Here is an 18,785-nt window from a genome sequence, read left to right on the forward strand (position 1 = left end):
GTGAGGGAGCGGCGAAAAGAGGGGTCCTTGAAACGAGCGTCGACTGCCGCGCCCCGATAGGGGCGCGGGGAACTGCGCGACAAGCCACGACGCACCTGCAACCGCCAACTGGCCCTCGTGGCGCTCCCTTTGGCGCTCAAGTCGCCCAACCCCGCACCGCCTCCGCAGCCACCGCCCGGAACTGCCGAACCGTGTGCCCCCACCGATAGTGCGCGGCGCGCTCCCGCGCCGCCTTCCCCATCAGCACCCGCCGATCGGTCGACAGCGCCAGCGCGCACCAGGCCGCCGCGAACGAGGACTCCCCGCGGGCGAGCACCCCGGTCTCCCCGTCCACCACGGAGTCCCGCAGTCCGGGTACGTCGAAGGCGACCGAGGGTGTCTCCCGCACGGCGGCCTCCGTGACGACCAGCCCCCAGCCCTCGACCGAGGACGGGTGCAGCAGCAGCCAGGCCGCACACAGCAGCCGGTGCTTCTCCTCCTCGGAGACATGCCCGGCGAACTCGACCCCGGCCCCGGCCATCGCCTCCAACCGGGACCGCTCGGGCCCGTCACCGACGATCACGAGCCGTCCGCCCGTGACCGGCCGCACCCGTTCCCACAGCCGCAGCAGCAGATCGATCCGCTTGTACTCGACCAGCCTCCCCACCGCCACGAACAGCGGCTCGGAGGACCGGTCGGCACGCGGGCCGGGCTCCTCGACGCCGTTGTGCACGACCCGTATCCGCTCCCGCTCCACACCGATCGAGCGGAGCGCGGTGGCCGTGGACGAGGAGACGGCGACCAGCAGGTTCCCGCGTTGCGCGGCCGTCAGGGACCAGTGTTCGAGTCTGCGGCCGAGCCGTGCGGCCGGCGCCAGCGGGCCGCCGAACCGCTGCTTCCACAGATCCGTGTGCACATGGTTGACCAGGCACATCGTCGGACCGTTGTGCCAGAGTGGCGCGAGGTAGGGCATGCCGTTGCACACCTCGACGAGGAGGTCGCAGTCGCCGACCTGACGGGCGAAGGTCGATCTGGCGCGCAGATGGTGGCTCAGGTCGCCGCCCGCGGAGACGACCCGGTAGTCGCGGTAGGCGGCGGGGCCGCCGCACACCAGGGTGACCTGGTGGCCGAGCGCGGTCAGTCCCTCGGCAAGGCGGTCGACGAGGAGCTCGGAGCCCCCCGCCGCCGGATTACCGAGGTCACGGCGGGCGAGAAAGACGATCCGGCGCGGCTGTGGGGGGCCTGCCGAACGGTGCTGGTCCAGGCGCGGAAACACCTCGACCAGCGAGAACGGCACGTGCTGGGGCATGGGTGCTCCAACTCGTCTCGGGGTGCGGAACTCAGCGGGGAGAAGGACGTTCGCTGTGGGGGATGTTCCGGTGGGAGGGGGTCCGGATGGATCTGTTGGTTCCTACGGTTTCTGCTGTTCTCCGGTGGGCTCTCGTGGGCGAGGTGTGGGTGGGCTGTGCTCGGGTGGGGTGGACAGTTTTCGCCCAGAGGTAAGAAGCTGCTACTCACCGGCGTGACAATTTCCGGGGTTTATTGAACTGACGACCTGTCACATCGTGATCGGCGCCTGGGAGGACTCGGGCGTATCGGGGCGCCGCCTGCCACGCACGACCAAAGCGGCGCCCACGGAGGCGAGGACGAACCCGGCCACAGCGCCACCGATCGGCACCGTCAGCCCCACCAGTCGCAGCAGTCCGCTGTCCTTCTCCGCCTGGTCCACCGCGAACTTCTGCGTCGCCGGGGTGAACGCGAGCTTCTCGCTGTCGAGCAGCACCGCCGCGTCCTCGTCGCCGCCGGGGGCCCGCAGGGTCCGGCGCGGCCCGGTCTGTGCGTAGAGGACCCGGCCCGTGCTCTGGTCGACGACCAGTTCGAGACCGTGGTTGGCGTACCACTCCTCGGCGAGCACCTGCGGCCGGTTCGGCTCGTCGACGAGCGCGCCGGGCACGAGCCGTGTGCCGGTCCTGGTGGCCGGAACCTTCGCCGTGAAGCGCAGTCCCTCGTAGCCCCGGATCTTCTTCCGGCCCTCGTAGTGGAGTGTCACCGTCGCGCCGAGCGTGTTGTCCCACCAGCGGTAGGAGCGCTTCTGCACGTCGAAGGGGAACTTCAGGTACGCCTCGCCCTCGATGTACGGCTTCTCGTCGCAGCAGTGCACCGGCCGGTTGGTCTTCCGGTCGCTGACCCAGCGGTGCGGGGCGAAGTCCAGCGCGTCGTGCGGGTCGGCCGCCGGCAGCGACTCGTCGGTGTCGACCGAGGTGATCACGTCCCACACCGCGGCCCCGCTGCGCTCACTTTCGGCCACATCGCCGCGCACCCGCTGCGTCACGGTGATCTTCTGGTCGGGCACGGTCTTCACCTGCTCCACGTCGAAGACGCTGCCCGTGCCGGTGTAGACGGCGGTCGTGTCGATGTCGATCGGATTCACGGCGGCCCGTGGCTCCACGTACCACGCGAGCAGCGGCGCGAGCACCAGCAGGAAGGTGCCGAGGCCCAGCAGGACCAGCGAGAACGGTGAGGCGGTACGGCGCATCCGGGCACTCCAGGGGGCGTTGGGAGGTGCGGCTCGGGTAGACGTGCGGCAGAGACGACGCCAGGGGAAGGTGCGCGTGACGTATGGGCCGGGAACCGTAGGCGGAGTCTTGACGCAGTGTCAATGCATTGCTGACACTGAGTCGGCGGGGTGCCTGGGTGGGGCCGACCTGTCGACCGAGAGGCTGACCCTGCGATGTCCAGACTGCTCGCCGCCGTGCTCACCATGGCGGCCGCCGCCGCTCTCGCGCTGGGGGCCGCGTTCGGCATCGTCGCGCTGCTCGACGCGACGCCGGACCAGCCGAACACGCCGCTCATCACGTACGAGAACGCCGGTCGGGAGCGCTGAGGGGTGACCGGTGTGCCGGGAACCGTGACGGTCCGCTCCGCGTGGCACGACGTGCCGCGCCTCCAGGTGCGCGAGTTCGCCGCGATCGCCATGGCCGAGGCACCCGCCCTCGCCGAGGAGATCCTGGGCGAGATCCGCCGCGAGTACCCGCACCTGCCCGTCGTCCTCGACGACTCCGGCGAACCGATGGCCCTCATCGGCATCCGCCGCGCGATCGAGGTCTTCGTGCAGCACCTGGAGACCGCCGAGGGCCGCCCGCGCGTCCCTCCCGGCGTCTTCCAGGAGTTCGGCCGCGGCGAGGGCCTGCACGGCCGCAGCCTCGACTCGCTCCAGGCGATCTACCGGCTCGGTGTACGCCTCGCCTGGCGCCGCTTCGCGGAGATCGGCCAGCGCGTGGAGATCCCGCCGCCCGCGATGTACGAGCTCGTCGACGCCGGATACGAATATCTGGACGGCCTGGTGGACCAGTCGGTGCGCGGCTACGCGGAGGCGGCCGCCCGGCAGGCGGGCGAGCGTCTGCGACTGCAACGCCGACTGATGGAGCTGCTGCTCGCCGAGCACCATCGGGGCGACCCGGCCGACGCATTCGCCGAACGCGCGGCCCGGATCGGCTGGGCCCTCCCGGAGAAGGTCGCGGTCGGGGTCCTGTTACGCCCGGCCCGTGAGGCCATGGCACCGGCCGTCGGGCAGGGCGTCCTGCTCGACATGGAGTACGAGCAGCCCCGCATGGTCGTCCCCGAACCGGACGCGGCCGGCCGCCCCGAACTTCTCCACCGCGCGCTGACCGGCTGGTCCGGCGCGATCGGGCCGCCGGTGCCGCTGGCCGACGCGGCGAAGTCGCTGCGCTGGGCGGAGGCGGCGGTGCGTCTGATGGAACGGCGGCTGCTGCCCACCGGGGAGGTGCTGCACTGCACCGAGCACACCGAGGCGCTTGTCCTCCTCCAGCCCGAGGAACTGATCGACGACCTCGCCCTGCGGTGTCTCGCGCCGCTGGCCCACTGTGGTCCCACCCACGGTCGTCGTCTCGCCGAGACCCTTCTCGCGTGGCTGGAGACGCGGGGCGGGGCGCCGGAGATCGCCACGCGTCTTGGTGTACACCCGCAAACGGTTCGTTATCGTCTCCGGCAGATCCGGGAACTCTGGGGCGACGAGATCGACGATCCCGATCGCCGGTTCGAACTGGAGCTGGTGCTTCGGGCGCAGCGGTTGCGGGGGGAGCTGGGGGATCCGCGCGGGCGGCGGTGACCGGGGCGCGTCCTGGCTCGGGGGTGCGGGTGCGTCGGCGACCGCGGGTGCGTGGGGCTTCTCGCGCAGTTCCCCGCGCCCCTGCAAAGCCGGGGCTGCGCCCCGTGCTTTTGCGGCCCGCGGGGCCGTGGTCTTTCAGGCCCGCAGGGGCCTGGTCTTTCGGGGGCGCGGGGAACTGCGCGAGAAGCCCCACCGGAGCCGCGCTCGACAACGCGCCCCACCCCCACCACACACCTCTCGATCGTCCGCGGTTATTGCCCGGTCAACGCACTATGACTAGCCTGTGTTCGTCATGCCGATCGACCGTTGAAATTTCGAACACCGCCGCAGACAGAACACCGAACCGACTGACAGAGGAAGGGGGCCGGCCGTGGGACGCCTCGTACCTGCCGTGACCCGAGCGCTCGACATATTGGAGCTCTTCCTGGACGGGGACGGCACGCTGTCCGCCCCCGACATCGTGCGCAGACTCCAACTGCCCCGCACCACCGTGCACGAGCTGGTCACCACGCTCGCCGCCCGGGGCTACATCGTCCAGGTACAGGGCCAGCCGGGGCGCTACCGCCTCGGAGTCCGCCCGTACCAGCTCGGCAGCCGTTACGCCGAGCAGCTGGACCTCGCCGCCGAGGGCCAGCAGGTGGCCCGCTCCGTCGCCGAGACCTGCGACGAGACGGTGCACGTGGCGATCCTGGAGTACACCGACGTCATCTACATCGCCAAGGTCGACTCCACGCACGCCGTGCGCATGGTCTCCGCCGCGGGCCGCCGCCTCCCGGCGCACTGCACCTCCGTCGGCAAGATGCTCCTCGCCTCCCTTCCCGAGGTCGAGCTGAACGCCCGCGTCCCGGACGACGCCGACCTCCTCGCCATGACTCCCAACAGCATCACCGACCCGGCCGCCCTGCGCGAGACCCTGGCCCGGATCCGTGAGCGGGGTCTCGCCGTGGAGAACCGCGAGTCCAACCCGGACGTCTCCTGCGTCGCCGCGCCGGTCCGCGACCGCACCGGCAAGGTCGTCGCCGCGCTCTCCATCTCCGTCCCCATGATCCGCTGGAGCGACGAGCGCCGGATCGAGCTGGAGCAGCTCGCCGCCAAGGGCGCCGCGCAACTGTCCGAGCGTCTCGGTCACCGGAGCGTGGCATGAGCACCCACACGAGTCACCCGGCCTACGAGGTCGCGGTCCGGGAGTTCGCGGCCCTCGGTGAGGGCCCCACCTGGGACGCCGCCGCCCAGCGACTGATCTGGATCGACATCCTCGGCTCCCGGGTCCACACCTACGACCCGGCCTCCGACCGCCGCACGGTCCTCGTCACCGAGCAGCACGTCGGCGCGGTCAAGCCCCGCGCCGGCGGCGGCCTCGTCCTGAACCTCCGGGACGGCGTCGCCCTGACCGACCCCGACGGCTCCTTCCGCTGGCTGCACCACGAGCCCGTCCCGGGCCGCCGCGCCAACGACGCCGCCGTCGCCCCCGACGGCTCCCTCTTCGCCGGCACCATGCGCTACGACGAGGCCCCGGGCGGCGGCACGCTGGCCCGCTTCACCGCCGAGGGCCTCACCACGACCGTCCTCGACGACGTCGCCGTGAGCAACGGCACGGGCTGGAGCCCGGACGGCCGGCTGATGTACTACATCGACTCGCCGACCCGCCGGATCGACGTCTTCGACTACGTGGACACCGGGGACGGCGTCCACCTGCCCGTCGACCGGCGCCCCTTCGTCACCATCGAGGACGGTGGCGGCTTCCCCGACGGCCTCACCGTCGACGCCGAGGGCTGTGTCTGGGTCGCCCTGTGGGAAGGGAACGCGGTCCGCCGCTACACCCCGGCCGGCACCCTCGACCGGGTCATCGCCCTCCCCACACCCCGCCCCACGGCCTGCGCCTTCGCCGGCCCCGACCTGACCGACCTGTACATCACCACGGCCCGCACCGGAACGGACACCCCGCACCCCCTGTCGGGCTCCCTGCTGGTGGTACCGGGCGCGGGCAAGGGCCTTGCCCAGCCGGCGTTCACCGGCTGAACCCGCAGGGGCGTTCAGTCACGCGCGGGTACACCGCTCTCCGCCCGAGGCGCGGCGGAGAGCGCCCGTACCGCCTCGATCTCGGCCGGCTCGCGCAGCACCAGCGACACGGCCTCGATGTCCTGCAACAGATCGGTGGGGTCGGAGGAGACCCTGAACTCGGGGAAGGCCCTACGACCGGACGCCCCCGCCGAATCACCCGCACCCGGACCCCCGCTCGTACCCCCGCCCGGACCCCCGCGCGGACCTTCGCCCGTACCCCTGCCCGGACCTCCGTCCGCTCCGAGACCCGGGAAGACCAGCGGGCCCGAGAAGAGCGTGACCGTGGGCCCGCTCTCCGGTGACCTCCTCCGCGTCGCCACCGCGTCCTGGATCGCCACGGCGGCGGCGAGGGCCTTCGCCCGGCCCGCCTCGTGCCCGAGGTCCAGCGCGGCGTCGTACGCGCGGCGCCGCAGATCCTCGTCGAGGTGACGGGTCAGCCGCAGCAGGGCGTCCCGGATGAACGTCTCCCGGCGGGTGAGCCGCAGCTCGGGGGTGGCCCGCAGCGCGAAGGGGACCCGGGAGTCGTCGACGGACCGGGTCAGCAGATACAGCGGCCGCAGCCGCCGATGGCTCGCGCGCACCCGCCAGCGGTCCTGCAGATACTGACCGCCGTGCGGCAGGATGAAGCCCACCGCTATGCAGATGGCCGCCAGGGCGGCGACCGGCGGTGCCACGTGCGTGCTCAGCCAGTCCAGGTCGTGCCCCGTCCAGCGGGCCACCACCGCCGTGAGCTTCGCGGCGTCGAACACCAGATTGAGGGCACAGCCCAGACCCAGCGCCTTCAGACCGCCGCGCAGCCACACGTCCAGGCTCTCCGCGCGGACCCAGTTCCGTATCAGCCGGTAGGTGATCAGGCAGGCGGCCGTGTGCGCGACGAGGTAGAGCAGGATCTCCTCGCGTATGAAGGGCGTCGTGGCGTAGTACGTGTCCAGGTCGCGCAGCCGCTCGCGGGGGACGTCCGCCAGCGCGAACAGCGCCCACAGGACGACGATCACCCCCGCGTACACGGCGACGACCCACCGCATGAGCCGACGGGTCGCCGGGGAGCGGTCGGCGGGGCCGTTGCGCCAGGCGACGATCAGCAGCAGACAGCACGCGCAGAACGCGGTGATCAGGGAGTACACCCAGGGTGCGGCGACGTTCGGCACGCCCACGACCTGGTTGGTCCACGCGATGACCGAGGGCACCGCGAACACGAACACACAGCAGGCCAGCAGCAGCACCCCGCCGACCGCCCGCAGCAGCGAGTCCCGCCACAGCTTCACGATGCTGGGCAGTTTGATCACCAGGGCGGCGGTCAGGACGGCCGTGGGGATCCAGAACGAGATGTACAGCTCGCCGAAGAAGTCGGCGGGACCGCCCGCGCCGAGGGCCCCGGTCGTCGTCGCGGGCACGGCCGCCCCCCTCATCTCCCGTGCCGGCGATAGCCGAGGGACGCCTGGATGGCCTGCCCGACGGGGTCGCCGGACCCCGCTGTCCCGGGCGCCCCGGCCGTTCCGCCGCCCGCCGGGGCCCCGCTCTGCCCGGTGTCCACCCAGGAGCGGAAGGCGGTCGCCAGCCGGTGGCCGAAGTCCTCGGCCTCCTGCTCGTCCGATTCGTGCGAGCCGTTGCGGGCCGCGATGGGCGTACCGCCCTGCCCGAGGGCGGCCGACAGCTCGGGGGAGAGCGGCGGCAGCGCGGACGCGTGCTCGCCGCTCGTGCCCGGGTCCACGGTCTCCGCCGCGAGCGCCGCCGCGTCCACCCCCGGCAGATGGTGATGGCAGTGCCCGGCGTGCATGTGCCACAACTCGTGCCCCAGGATGACCAGTTGCTGCACGGTCTCGGCCCGCTCCTCGACGATCACCAGATCGAAGTCGGGGAACTCCATCCACAGTCCGGTCACCCCGATCCCGTCCGGGAACCGCTCGAACCGCAGCTTCACCGGCCGCCCGCCGCGCCGCGCGCTCATCTCCTCGCACAGCGCCGCGCCCAACTCCCGTACGCCGACGGGCGCGTCGAGCCTTCCCCGCACCGCCTTGCTGAGCCCGGCCGTCAACTTTCGCATCTCGGCGGCGGACGGCGGCGGCCCCAACGCGCCCCGCACCCTGCCGAGCACCGCGCGCAGCCCGGTGGATTCCGTGGGCCGCCCGCCGCCCGGGCGCTCGCCGCGGCGTATCACCGGGCCCCCTCGTCGTCGACGCCGAGCAACCCTTCGAGCATGACGGCGAGCGCCTCCTGCTTGCGAGGGGTGAGCCGTTGTCCGCGCAGGGCGAGCGTGGCGACGCCGTGCCGGGTGGCGAACTCGACCAGCGGCCCGTCGTCGTGCGCGCCCCCTTCGAGTCCCGCCAGGATCCGCCCGAGTTCGCGGTCCAGGACGGTCGCGGCCGGGTCGGTGAAGAACCGGACACCTTCCTCGATCCCGAAGAACTCCGCGAGTTGGGTCAGGTCGGGCACGTTCGGCATCTTCCGGCCGAGCAGCAGCTGCCGGGCCCACTCGGGGCTGATCGAGAGCCGCTCCGCGACCTCCCTGCCGACCTCTCCGGCCCGCTTCCCGCTCCGCGCGACATACGATCCGTGCACCGCCCGCACCCGTCGGCGCACCCGGTCGTCGACCCGGTCCGCCACCGGCGCGTCCCCGTCGAGCAGGGCCCGCACCTCCTCCTCGCCGAGAGCCGTACGGTCCGCCAGGGCTCTCGCGTCGAGCAGGCGGCTCCGGTCGGCACCGGTCTCCGCGATACGGACGTCGAGTCGGGACAGGGTCTCGGCAAGGGCATCGTGGAGCGCGGGCACGCGGCCGACCCTACGTGCCACCGCCCGCCGACACCATGAAAATCCAACGATCGTTGAATCCCGACGAACGATGGTTGGGCGGCGCCGCTTCAGGGGCGCCGGGAACCGCGCGAGCGACCACGACCGACCCGCATCCGCCGAACCGCCGCACCGCTGAACGGTCGAACTGCCGCACCTGGCGGACGAATGGGCGCAAGGCCCCGGGCGTGGACGCGGGGCCCCATTGACTCACCCCCACTTCGACCCTAGCGTCCCGTTCGACACGACGAGCACCATCCGTGATACCGAACGCCGCGCAGTGAACGCCGAGTAGCCGAAGGGCCGCCCCGAGATGACCCGCACCGCCCGCTTCACCCTCGACCCCGCTTTCAAGGTCGGCGAGGTCAACCCCCGGCTCTTCGGCTCCTTCGTCGAACACCTCGGCCGCTGCGTCTACACCGGCATCTTCGAACCGGACCACCCCACCGCCGACGAGGCGGGCCTGCGCACCGACGTCCTGGACCTGGTCCGCGAACTGGGCGTCACCACGATCCGCTATCCCGGCGGCAACTTCGTCTCCGGCTACAAGTGGGAGGACTCCGTCGGCCCCGCCGAGGACCGTCCCCGCCGCCTCGACCTCGCCTGGCGCTCGACCGAGACCAACCGCTTCGGCCTCTCCGAGTACATCGGCTTCCTGAAGAAGATCGGCCCCCGGGCCGAGCCGATGATGGCCCTCAACCTCGGTACCCGGGGCGTCGCGGAGGCCCTTGAACTCCAGGAGTACGCCAACCACCCGGCCGGCACCGCCCTCTCCGACCTCCGCGCCGCCCACGGCGACAAGGACCCCTTCGGCATCAGCCTGTGGTGCCTGGGCAACGAGATGGACGGCCCCTGGCAGACCGGCCACAAGACGGCGACGGAGTACGGCCGCATCGCCGCCGAGACGGCCCGCGCGATGCGCCAGATGGACCCGTCCGTGGAACTGGTCGCCTGCGGTTCCTCCAGCCAGTCCATGCCGACGTTCGCCGAGTGGGAGGCGACGGTCCTGGCGGAGACGTACGACCTGGTCGACTACATCTCCCTGCACGCCTACTACCAGCCCGAGGACGGCGACCTCGACTCCTTCCTGGCCTCCGCCGTCGACATGGAGTCGTTCATCGAGAACGTGGTCGCCACCTGTGACCACGTGGGCGCCAGGCTGAAGTCGAAGAAGAAGATCAACCTCTCCTTCGACGAGTGGAACGTCTGGTACATCTCGAGGTGGCACGAGATCGAGAACTCCGGCGCGCGGGACTGGGCGGAGGCCCCCCGTCTGCTGGAGGACAACTACAGCGTCACCGACGCCGTCGTCTTCGGCTCCCTCCTCATCGCCCTCCTGCGCCACGCCGACCGCGTGACCGTCGCCTGCCTCGCCCAGCTCGTCAACGTCATCGCCCCGATCATGACCGAACCGGGCGGCCCGGCCTGGCGGCAGACCACGTTCTTCCCCTTCGCCCAGGCCGCGAAGTACGGGCGGGGCGAGGTGCTCGACGTACGGGTGGACTCGCCGACGTACGAGACGAAGAAGTACGGCGAGACGGATCTGCTGCACGCGACGGCGGTGCGTGCCGAGGACGGGTCGGTGACCGTGTTCGCGGTCAACCGGGGCCGTACGGAAGCGCTGCCGCTGGAAGTCGCCCTGAACGGGCTGGAGTTGACCCGGGTCGTCGAGCACAGCGCGCTGGCCGACGCGGATCCCGACGCGCGGAACACGCTGGCCGAGCCCGAGCGGGTCGTCCCGCACGCGGCTGAGGGGGCGTCACTTCGGGACGGCGTGCTGAGCGCGGTCCTCGAACCGCTGTCGTGGAACGTGATCCGGCTCGCCTGAGGCGCGCGCCGCCAGGCCCCGGGCCCACCTCCCGCGCCCCGCCGGGGCGCGGGACCGCCGTGGTGCACGCGTGGTCGACAATGTGGGCCATGAGGATCTCGGCACGGGCGGATTACGCCGTACGCGCGGTACTGGAAGTCGCCGTACGGCAGGACAGCGGTCCGGTGAAGGCGGAAGTCATCGCGACCGTGCAGGAGATTCCGCACAAGTTCCTGGAGGGCATCCTCGGGGACCTGCGGCGGGGCGGCGTCGTCACCAGCCGGCGCGGCGGCAGCGGCGGTTACCGACTCGCCAGGGACGCCGCCGCGATCACCGTCGCCGACGTCATCAGGGCGGTGGACGGCCCCATCGTGTCGGTGCGCGGGGAACGGCCCACCGGCCTGACCTACACGGGCTCCGCCGAGCCGCTGCTGCCGCTGTGGATCGCGCTGCGGGCCAACGTCCGCCGCATCCTGGAGGGCGTCACGGTGGCCGACATCGCGGCGAACGCGCTGCCCGAGCCGGTGAAGGAGCTGGCGGCGGAGCCGGCGGCCTGGGAGAACCCCTAGCGGGTGTTTCGAAAGTCCCGCCCGGTCCCCGTGCACAGGATCGTCACCTCCTCCTCAGCCTTTCCTCAGCTCGATCTCGTACCGTTGCCGTTCGGCTCATCCCTACTCAACCGGTGGGAAAGCCGGGGAACGGCGGCGGCGACGGAAGACGGGACGAGGACGCATGCGGACGCTGGTACTGCTCGCGCTGGCGGGCCTGGGCGCACAGCTCGTGGACGGCAGCCTGGGCATGGCCTACGGCGTGACCTCGACGACGCTGCTGCTCGCCATGGGCACCAACCCGGCCGCCGCGTCGGCCACGGTGCACCTCGCCGAGATCGGCACGACCCTGATGTCGGGCGCCTCGCACTGGCGGTTCGGGAACGTGGACTGGAAGGTCGTCACCAGGATCGGTGTGCCGGGCGCGGTGGGCGCGTTCCTCGGCGCGACGGTCCTCTCGTCGCTGTCGACCGAGGCCGCGGGCCCCATGATGTCGCTGATCCTCCTCGGCCTCGGCCTCTACGTCCTGTCCCGCTTCACCCTGCGCGGTCTGCCCCGGGGACGCCTCGGCCGACCGCTGCGGAAGCGGTTCCTGTCCCCGCTGGGCCTGGTCGCGGGCTTCCTGGACGCGACCGGCGGGGGCGGCTGGGGCCCGGTGGGCACGCCGGCACTCCTCGCGAGCGGCCGCATGGAACCCCGTAAGGTGATCGGCTCCATCGACACGAGCGAGTTCCTCGTCGCGGTCGCCGCGAGCCTGGGCTTCCTCTTCTCCCTCGGCTCCCAGGGCCTGGACTGGGCCTGGGTCACCGCGTTCCTCCTGGGCGGCCTGATCGCCGCGCCGATCGCCGCGTGGCTGGTCCGCCTGGTCCCGCCGCGCGTACTGGGTTCGGCGGTGGGCGGCGTCATCATCGCGACGAACACCCGCACCCTGCTGAACAGCGACTGGATCGCGGCGTCGGGAACGGTGAGCACGATGGTCTATGTGACGGTGTACGCACTGTGGGCGGCGGCGCTCACGTACTCGATCCGAGAGCATCTGAAGGAGAGGCCGGCGAACGCCCCCGCGCCCCTGGGAGCCGCCAAGGACGGCGTGACCAGCCACGACGAGCCGCTGGCGACCCGTCGCTGACAGCCGGGCCGGGCCGCCGTGCCGCCAGGGTCAGGGGTGCTCCGGAGTTCCGTCCCGAGTTCAGCCCGGTTCGCCGCGGTCGAGTGCGGCACGGACCCGGCTGAGCCCTTCCACCCTCCACTGCTCCCGGTCGGGCATCTGGTCGTCCCGGCGCCATCGCCAGGCCGAGAACATCGCCCAGTTCAGGGCACGGCACCGCTGGATCAGGCCGTGGTCGGCCCCCGCGTAGTGCTGTGCCACGTCCTCGGGCGCATGGGCGAGGTCGAACTCCACCGGTCCACGGCAACACGTGGCGAGGTCCACGAAGAGCGGGCCACGCCATGTGCTGAGGAGGTTGCCCGGATGCGGCTCGCCGTGCAGCAGCTGTTCGCCGGCCTTCTCCGCGCTGATCTCGGTGCTCAGCTCGCTGAGTGTGGCGCTGAGGAGTTCGCGGCCGGAATCGGGCAGCTCGGGGGAGCGCTCCCGGTCGTTCACCTCTCTGAGTGCCGCGGCGACTCGATCGGTGACATGCGGTGCGTCCAGAGCGATCCGGCGCAGGGCGGCATGATGTCGCAGGAACGCGTCCGCGTAATCGGGCGCCGCGATCTCCGTTCCCACCGGTTCGTAGTAGGTCCAGAGCGAGACGGCGAAGGCATCACGCACCTGGACCCGGGGCTCGACCCGGGGATCGAGTTCCGCCACCGGAGCCCCGGCATCGGCGAGACGGCGGGCGACCTCCACTTCGAACTCGGAATCGGCCAGGTGCCCCACAGGCGCGACCCGAACCAGCACGTCGCACGGAGCCAGGCGAAGCGCGACCCGGTCCGAATCGTGGACGACGACCACATCGTCCACCTGAAGGCCGAGGCCCGCAGCGGTCGCCCGTCCCGCCTCGACCGCCCGGCGGAGCTCCGACGGCTCCATGACGCCCTCCCCGAATCACGTTGCGGGGTCCACGAGTTCAGTGCTCTGCACGCGCCCGCGCAGTACGGCAGGAGCATTGTTGCAGGCCAGGCGCCTCTCCACCTCCACGGGCTCCAGGAGCAGGGGGAACCCGTGGCCTCACCCCAGCCGTACGGCCAGTGTCACCTCCGCGCCCGCTCCCCTCATGGCCGTCGTCACTGTCAGGCGGTCGGTGACCAGGTGGGCCAGCCAGAGGCCGCGGCCGGGGCAGGTGTCGGTGAGGCCGGGGAGGAGTTCCGGGATGGCGGGGGTGAAGCCGGGGCCGTCGTCGGTGATGCGGCACTCCAGTTCGTGGGGGAGGAGGCGCAGTTCGAGGCGGCCCTGACCGCCCGCGTGCTCGACCGCGTTGGCCGCGATCTCGCTGACCGCGAGGGTGAACTCGCCGAGCCGTACGCCGCCCAGGCCCGCCGCGGCGGCCGTGTCCTCGACCTGGACGCGCACCTGGGGGAGGTTCTCTCCGGTGAAGTGGCGTTTCAGCAGCAGCGTTTCGGGAGGGAGGGGTGAAACCTCGCCGCCGGAGCCGCCCACCGCGCCGGCCGCCTCCACGGTGGCACCCGCATTCACGGTGGCACCCGCCTCCACGGCGGCACCCGCGTCCACGCTGGCACCCGCGCCCGTCGTCCCGGCGCCCATCGTTCCGGTCGCCCCGGCGCCACTCTTCCTCTCCCCGCCCGGCATCACGGCCGCCTCCTCTCGATGGGTGTCGATGGGCACGGACACGGGTCGTTGGGAGTCAAAGGCGAACTGCCGCACCTCGCCCACGCTAGCCGTGCTCGCCCGATGAGTACCCAGCGGATCGAGAGGACATCACGCCTGGTCGTAACCGTATGAATTCGATCGGATGGTGATCGGATTCGCTCGACCTCTGCTGATCGGTTTCCGTCGATCGATCAGAGAGAGGGGTCCCGACACCCGTCGGCTCCCTCCCGCACGGTCTGGGAGGGAGCCGACGGCGTGTCACGGCCGACGCCCCGGACGTCGCGCCGGGGTCTGCCGTGTCAGCCGGTCTCCACCCCCACCGTCAGCGACCCCGCGTACCCGGCCGTCGGTGAGGTGCCCAGGGCCGTCAGGGTGAGGAGCCCGGACGCGGCGCCTCTGTCGTCGTAGATCGGGTCCTGGGCGAGGGTGGTGCGGGGGACCCGGTTCGCCGAGTAGGGGGAGAGCGCGGCGACGCGGGTGGTGACGGTCTCGGAGAAGTAGAGCTGGCCGGTGTGGAGCTCCTGGCCGCCCGTGAACGAGCCGTCGGGGGTGAGCGTGACGTCGGTGTGCACCTTGAGGTGGATGTGGACGCACCGTCCCCGGTACCAGCCGGGGTAGACCGTCGTGATCCGTGCGACGCCGCCGGCGTTCGACAGGACGGCGCCGCGCAGGAACGTGCCGTTGTCGGGCTCGTCATGGCCGTTGTCGCCGACGAAGCCGGAGTACTCGCCGAGGACGTCGCAGTGCCAGACCTCCACGAGGGCGTTGCCCAGCGGGGCGCAGGTGTCGTCGTCGACGACGGTGAGCGTCAGCTGGAGCGGGAAGCCGGTCTTGTCCTCCCTGATATTGGCGCGGACCAGTTGTCCGTCGAGGTGATAGGGGCCTTCGGTCATCTCCTTCGTGAGGGTGCAGACGGCCGCGGCGGCCACCGGGGTGGTGTCCCCGGTGTCGGCCGCCGCGGTTGTGGGGGCTTCAGGCGTGGCGGCGGCGCCGACGGCCAGGGTGGCGGCCGTGGCGCCGGTGGCGATCAGGACGGTCCGGCGTCCGACCGAGGTCGCCTCGGTTGCCTCTGGGGGCACTGATGCCTCTGGTGGCGCTGAAGTGTCTGTCATGAACACGGCACTGTAGAAGCGGAAGCTGTCCCCCCGCTGTCAGTTCGGTAAAGTGAGCTACCGTCAAGTTCCTTGTAGGACAAGTGAGTTGACGGACGGCGGACGACTCCCGACGGTCACCTCAGGTCGCGAGGTAACCCCCGTCGGCGAGGAGCACCGCACCGGTGATGTAGCCGGCCCTGTCGGAGGCCAGGAACGCCACCGCCTCGGCGATCTCCTCGGGCTCGCCGGCCCGGGTGAGCGGCGTGTTCTGGCTGAACGTCTCGAAGATCTCACCCGCAGTGTCGACGGCCATGTCGGTACGGATCGGGCCCGGGGCCACGGAGTTGACGCGCACTCCCGCCGCGCCGAACTCGACGGCCCACGACCGGGTCAGCGCGTCCATCGCGGCCTTGGAGGCGTTGTACACGGAGCCCACCGCGGTGCCGACCTGCCCGGCGATCGACGACACGTTGACGATCGCGCCCTTCTTCCTCGCCACCATGGCCGGCACGAGCGCGGCCGTGAGGAAGTAGGTCGCACGGACGTTGACGTCGAAGATCCGCTCGTAGTCGTCGAGCGACTGCTCGGGGGTCGGCGAGAACGGGAAGACACCCGCGTTGTTCACGAGCACGTCCACCTCGCCGACCTCCTCGGCGAGCCTGCGGACCTCGTCGATGTTCCCGACGTCCGCGACGACGAAGTGGCCCGTGCCGCCCGCCCGTTCGATCAGCTCGACGGTCTCCTTGCCCAGCTCGGCCCTGCGCCCGGTCGCATAGACGGTGGCACCCGCCTCCGCGAGCCTGACCGCGATCGCGCGGCCGATGCCCGACGTGGCGCCGGTGACGAGTGCCTTCTTGCCCTTGAGTTCGTTGGTCGACATGCCCGCAACGGTGGCCCCGCCGGATCGTCGGCGCATAAATTCCGTATATACCGCCTGGCCAGGGCATGAGTGCGCACCTCAACCGGTCAGCGCCGGCGTGCGCAGCACGAAGTAGAGGCGCACGAACCGCGGCAGCCGGTAGCGACCGAGCACGAGCGGCTCGATGAGGTGGACCCCCGCGAGCGACTCCAGCATCCGCTCGATCTCGCCGGGGTCGGCCCCGGACATCCGCGCCGCCTCGTGGGAGTCGATCATCTCGGTGTCCTGGCGCGCGAAGCACAGGAGCAGGTGCCGTTCCGGGTCGCTCAGCCGCCGGTCGGCGTCGATCATCGGCGCCAGCATCGCGACGCAGTCGGACGGGAGCGTGCCGGTGGGCTTGCTCGCCCGGTCCAGCTGCGCGAGGAACATCCCGATCGTCCAGTCGGGGCGCGAGGCGAGCTTGCCGGCGACCACCCTGATCGGGGCCGGCAGTCGCGAGAAGCGTTCCAGCAGCACCCCGACCTGTTCGGGTTCCGCGTCCGCGCGCGCCGGTCCGATGGTCCGGCGGAAGAACTCCCGCGCCTCCCGCTCGGTCAGCCCGGCGATCTGCACCCAGGTCACACCCGGCAGCTCGTGCAACCGGCGGACGCTCGTGAGGATCATCGCCGAGCCGGGCGTGGCCAGGTCGCGTACGGACTCCGCGTCCCGCACGTCGTCGACCACGACGAGGAACCGCTTGCCGCGCGCCTTCTCCCGCCACAGCGCTGCCTTGTCGCCGACCGGGTTCTCCACGCCGACCGCCCGCAACAGCTCACCGGCGACGTTCTCGCCCCTGACGACGATCTGCCCGTCCGGGAAGCGGCCCCTGACGAGGTGGCCGATCCGGGTGGCCAGCACGGTCTTGCCACTGCCCCGCATACCGGTGATGCCCACGGTGCCCGGCAGCGTCCGCAGCGCCCGCGCGATCTCCTCGGCGCGCCCGGTGAAGTCGATCAGGTCCGGCAGCAGTTGCTCCGGTCTGCGCGGCACGGTGAGTTCGCCGCTGAGGATCTGCGCATGGACCCTGCGCAGCTCCGGCCCCGGTTCGAGGCCGAGTTCCTCGCCGAGCAGGGCGCGCGCCCGGTGGTAGTGGTCGAGCGCCTCGCCCTGTCTGCCCTCCAGGTAGAGCGCGCGCATCAGGAGGGCGCGGGGACGCTCCCTCAGGGGGAAGGCGGCGACGTGGGCCTCCAGCTCCAGCACGTCCGGCCGGCGTTCGAGGCAGTCCTCGCGCGTTTTGAGCCGGCGGTCGCCGAGCCGCACCCGCTGGGCGTCGAAGTAGGCGCCCCGGAGGCCCTCCAGGGGCTCGCCGCCGCAGTCGTCGACGATCTCCGCGCGGGCCGTGTACCCGCCGTCCCTGGACTTCAGGTCCAGCTCCGGGAGCGCCTTGCGGATCTTGTACACGTACGTCCGCAACGCCATCACCGCGCTCGGCGTCGGGTCGTCCCAGACCATGCCGATCAGCTGGTCGTTGCTCAGCCGGACGCCGTTGTTCAGCAGCAACGCCGCCAGCACCGCCCGCTGTTGGCGTGGCCCCAGCTCGATCTCCTCCTCGTCGCGCCAGGCTCGTACCGGTCCCATCAGCGAGAATCGCAGGCTCATGCGACAGCACAACGCGCACGCGGATCGCCTGCTTCCCTCCTGAACGGCCCGGGGATCAGACGTGGAGCAGCTCCAGTGCCTGGCGCAGGTTGTGTTCGGCGACGCCCGCCATGAACGCCCGGTCGGGGAAGTCGCCGTCGAGCAGCCGCAGGGGCCCCGCCGTCAGCGAGAGGCGCTGAGCGAGCGTGTAGAGCGCGAGCCGGTCCTCGTCCAGGTCGGCCACCCACAGCGGCCGGTAGTCGTCGTGCAGCCGAATCCGCAGGAACACGTGCTCCCACTCGACGTCGAAGTACATCAGGCCCTCGATGTCGATCGCCACGGGGTTCCCGTCCGCGTCCACCAGGACGTGGTCGGGCCCCAGTTCGCCGTGCACGACCGCGTACTCCGCGCGCGGCCGCACCGCCGCCGCCAGGTGCAGCAGCCGCTCCTCCAGCCGGTCCCGCGCACCCGCGATCCGCGGATCACGGGAGGCCGCCTCCGCGAGGTCCCGCAGCGCGCGGTCGAGGACCACACCCTCGCACGACGTACCGCGTGAGGTTCCGCCCGCGTCGACGACGGCCGCCTTGCCGTACGCCGGTGCCCGGTGGCCCCGCATCGCCTCCAGCGACTCCGCGAGCCGGGCCATGACCGGAGCCGCCGCCCGCCGGTCGCGCGCGAGCAGCTCCTCCAGGCTCTCGCCCCGGAGGTCCTCGACGATCACGAGATCGGCCGGGCCGTGGATGCCGTCGCGGTCGACGAGACGGATCGCCGGGACGCGGACACCGAGCGCGTCCAGCCGCGTGTGCGCGGCCTCGAACAGTTCGAGCCCGAGGCCGGGGGAGAACGGGTCGGTGAGGTCGTCGTCGCCCTCGGCCGCCGGCCAGTAGTTCTCGGCGTCGTCCCACAGGTAGGCGACCGCGGTCGACGCGTCGTCCATCACCAGGCGGTACACGCCCTTCTTGCTGCCGCCGGCGAGCCGCTCGACCGCCGCCAGCCGTCGCCCACCGCCCAGCGCGGCCCGCGCCGCGCTCGCCAGCCGCTCCCTCGTCAGCACACCGGGTGCCATGTTCCGTACCGCCTCTCGCCGGGACAACCCGCGCACCCTACGGGAGCACCGGTGCGAGGGCGATCGGT

At 71.8% G+C, this 18,785-nt stretch carries 18 protein-coding genes; 7 read left to right on the plus strand and 11 right to left on the minus strand.

Going from position 1 to position 18,785, the window contains the following annotated elements:
• Positions 1-136: 136 nt before the first annotated feature.
• Both ACZ52C_RS00865 and pgfA read right to left on the minus strand, forming a co-directional pair.
• Positions 137-1,288 (minus strand): glycosyltransferase family 4 protein, encoded by a 1,152-nt coding sequence (locus tag ACZ52C_RS00865; RefSeq protein WP_469072759.1) that lies wholly within the window; start codon positions 1,286-1,288, stop codon positions 137-139.
• A 249-nt stretch (positions 1,289-1,537) separates the two neighbouring features.
• Positions 1,538-2,515, minus strand: coding sequence for a cell envelope lipid trafficking protein PgfA (gene pgfA, locus ACZ52C_RS00870; protein WP_469072760.1), 978 nt, complete (start codon positions 2,513-2,515; stop codon positions 1,538-1,540).
• Between the two features lie 195 nt (positions 2,516-2,710).
• Between pgfA and ACZ52C_RS00875 the strand changes: the two genes are divergently transcribed.
• The 4 genes from ACZ52C_RS00875 (at position 2,711) to ACZ52C_RS00890 (ending at position 6,127) form a co-directional block, all read left to right on the plus strand.
• Positions 2,711-2,863 carry a hypothetical protein gene (locus ACZ52C_RS00875; RefSeq protein WP_177261771.1) on the plus strand — a complete coding sequence of 51 codons (153 nt, stop codon included), beginning with the start codon at positions 2,711-2,713 and terminating at the stop codon, positions 2,861-2,863.
• Positions 2,864-2,866: 3 nt separating this feature from the next.
• The gene (locus tag ACZ52C_RS00880) at positions 2,867-4,108 is read left to right on the plus strand and encodes a PucR-like N-terminal domain-containing protein (RefSeq protein WP_469072761.1); all 1,242 of its coding nucleotides are present in this window, start codon (positions 2,867-2,869) and stop codon (positions 4,106-4,108) included.
• A gap of 370 nt (positions 4,109-4,478) precedes the next feature.
• A complete protein-coding gene (locus ACZ52C_RS00885) occupies positions 4,479-5,252 on the plus strand; it encodes an IclR family transcriptional regulator (RefSeq protein ID WP_469072762.1) in 774 nt (257 codons plus the stop codon).
• Positions 5,249-6,127 (plus strand): SMP-30/gluconolactonase/LRE family protein, encoded by an 879-nt coding sequence (locus tag ACZ52C_RS00890; RefSeq protein ID WP_469072763.1) that lies wholly within the window; start codon positions 5,249-5,251, stop codon positions 6,125-6,127. Before ACZ52C_RS00885 ends, ACZ52C_RS00890 begins: the two co-directional genes overlap by 4 nt.
• A gap of 14 nt (positions 6,128-6,141) precedes the next feature.
• Here the strand turns inward: ACZ52C_RS00890 and ACZ52C_RS00895 are convergent, their stop codons facing one another.
• The 3 genes from ACZ52C_RS00895 to ACZ52C_RS00905 all read right to left on the minus strand — a co-directional run bounded on the left by ACZ52C_RS00895 (position 6,142) and on the right by ACZ52C_RS00905 (position 8,938).
• Entirely contained in the window at positions 6,142-7,578 is a 1,437-nt protein-coding gene (locus ACZ52C_RS00895) for an MAB_1171c family putative transporter (protein ID WP_469072764.1), read from the minus strand.
• On the minus strand, positions 7,575-8,213 hold the full coding sequence (locus tag ACZ52C_RS00900; RefSeq protein WP_469073398.1) for a toxin-antitoxin system, toxin component: 639 nt from the start codon (positions 8,211-8,213) through the stop codon (positions 7,575-7,577). The genes ACZ52C_RS00895 and ACZ52C_RS00900 overlap by 4 nt, the downstream gene beginning before the upstream one ends.
• 110 nt (positions 8,214-8,323) lie before the next feature.
• Positions 8,324-8,938 (minus strand): transcriptional regulator, encoded by a 615-nt coding sequence (locus ACZ52C_RS00905; RefSeq protein ID WP_469072765.1) that lies wholly within the window; start codon positions 8,936-8,938, stop codon positions 8,324-8,326.
• A gap of 331 nt (positions 8,939-9,269) precedes the next feature.
• Here ACZ52C_RS00905 and arfA point away from each other — a divergent pair, with 331 nt between their 5' ends.
• From arfA to ACZ52C_RS00920, 3 genes are all read left to right on the plus strand, one after another.
• Positions 9,270-10,784 (plus strand): arabinosylfuranosidase ArfA, encoded by a 1,515-nt coding sequence (gene arfA / locus ACZ52C_RS00910; RefSeq protein ID WP_469072766.1) that lies wholly within the window; start codon positions 9,270-9,272, stop codon positions 10,782-10,784.
• Between the two features lie 89 nt (positions 10,785-10,873).
• A complete protein-coding gene (locus ACZ52C_RS00915; RefSeq protein WP_469072767.1) occupies positions 10,874-11,332 on the plus strand; it encodes an RrF2 family transcriptional regulator in 459 nt (152 codons plus the stop codon).
• 163 nt (positions 11,333-11,495) lie between these two features.
• Positions 11,496-12,440: a sulfite exporter TauE/SafE family protein gene (locus tag ACZ52C_RS00920; protein WP_469072768.1), complete on the plus strand. Its 945-nt coding sequence runs from the start codon at positions 11,496-11,498 to the stop codon at positions 12,438-12,440.
• A 60-nt stretch (positions 12,441-12,500) separates the two neighbouring features.
• Here ACZ52C_RS00920 and ACZ52C_RS00925 read toward each other — a convergent pair whose 3' ends face one another.
• From ACZ52C_RS00925 to ACZ52C_RS00950, 6 genes are all read right to left on the minus strand, one after another.
• Entirely contained in the window at positions 12,501-13,343 is an 843-nt protein-coding gene (locus ACZ52C_RS00925) for an aminoglycoside phosphotransferase/kinase family protein (RefSeq protein WP_469072769.1), read from the minus strand.
• A 138-nt stretch (positions 13,344-13,481) separates the two neighbouring features.
• Positions 13,482-13,910, minus strand: a complete 429-nt coding sequence (locus ACZ52C_RS00930; RefSeq protein ID WP_469073399.1) for an ATP-binding protein — start codon at positions 13,908-13,910, stop codon at positions 13,482-13,484.
• A 470-nt stretch (positions 13,911-14,380) separates the two neighbouring features.
• Positions 14,381-15,193: an intradiol ring-cleavage dioxygenase gene (locus ACZ52C_RS00935; RefSeq protein ID WP_469072770.1), complete on the minus strand. Its 813-nt coding sequence runs from the start codon at positions 15,191-15,193 to the stop codon at positions 14,381-14,383.
• A gap of 121 nt (positions 15,194-15,314) precedes the next feature.
• On the minus strand, positions 15,315-16,055 hold the full coding sequence (locus ACZ52C_RS00940) for an SDR family NAD(P)-dependent oxidoreductase (RefSeq protein ID WP_469072771.1): 741 nt from the start codon (positions 16,053-16,055) through the stop codon (positions 15,315-15,317).
• Between the two features lie 78 nt (positions 16,056-16,133).
• The gene (locus ACZ52C_RS00945) at positions 16,134-17,672 is read right to left on the minus strand and encodes a BTAD domain-containing putative transcriptional regulator (RefSeq protein ID WP_469072772.1); all 1,539 of its coding nucleotides are present in this window, start codon (positions 17,670-17,672) and stop codon (positions 16,134-16,136) included.
• 55 nt (positions 17,673-17,727) lie between these two features.
• Entirely contained in the window at positions 17,728-18,717 is a 990-nt protein-coding gene (locus tag ACZ52C_RS00950) for a phosphotransferase family protein (protein ID WP_469072773.1), read from the minus strand.
• Positions 18,718-18,785 lie beyond the last annotated feature (68 nt).

Source organism: Streptomyces sp. NPDC034049 (genome assembly GCF_055575575.1).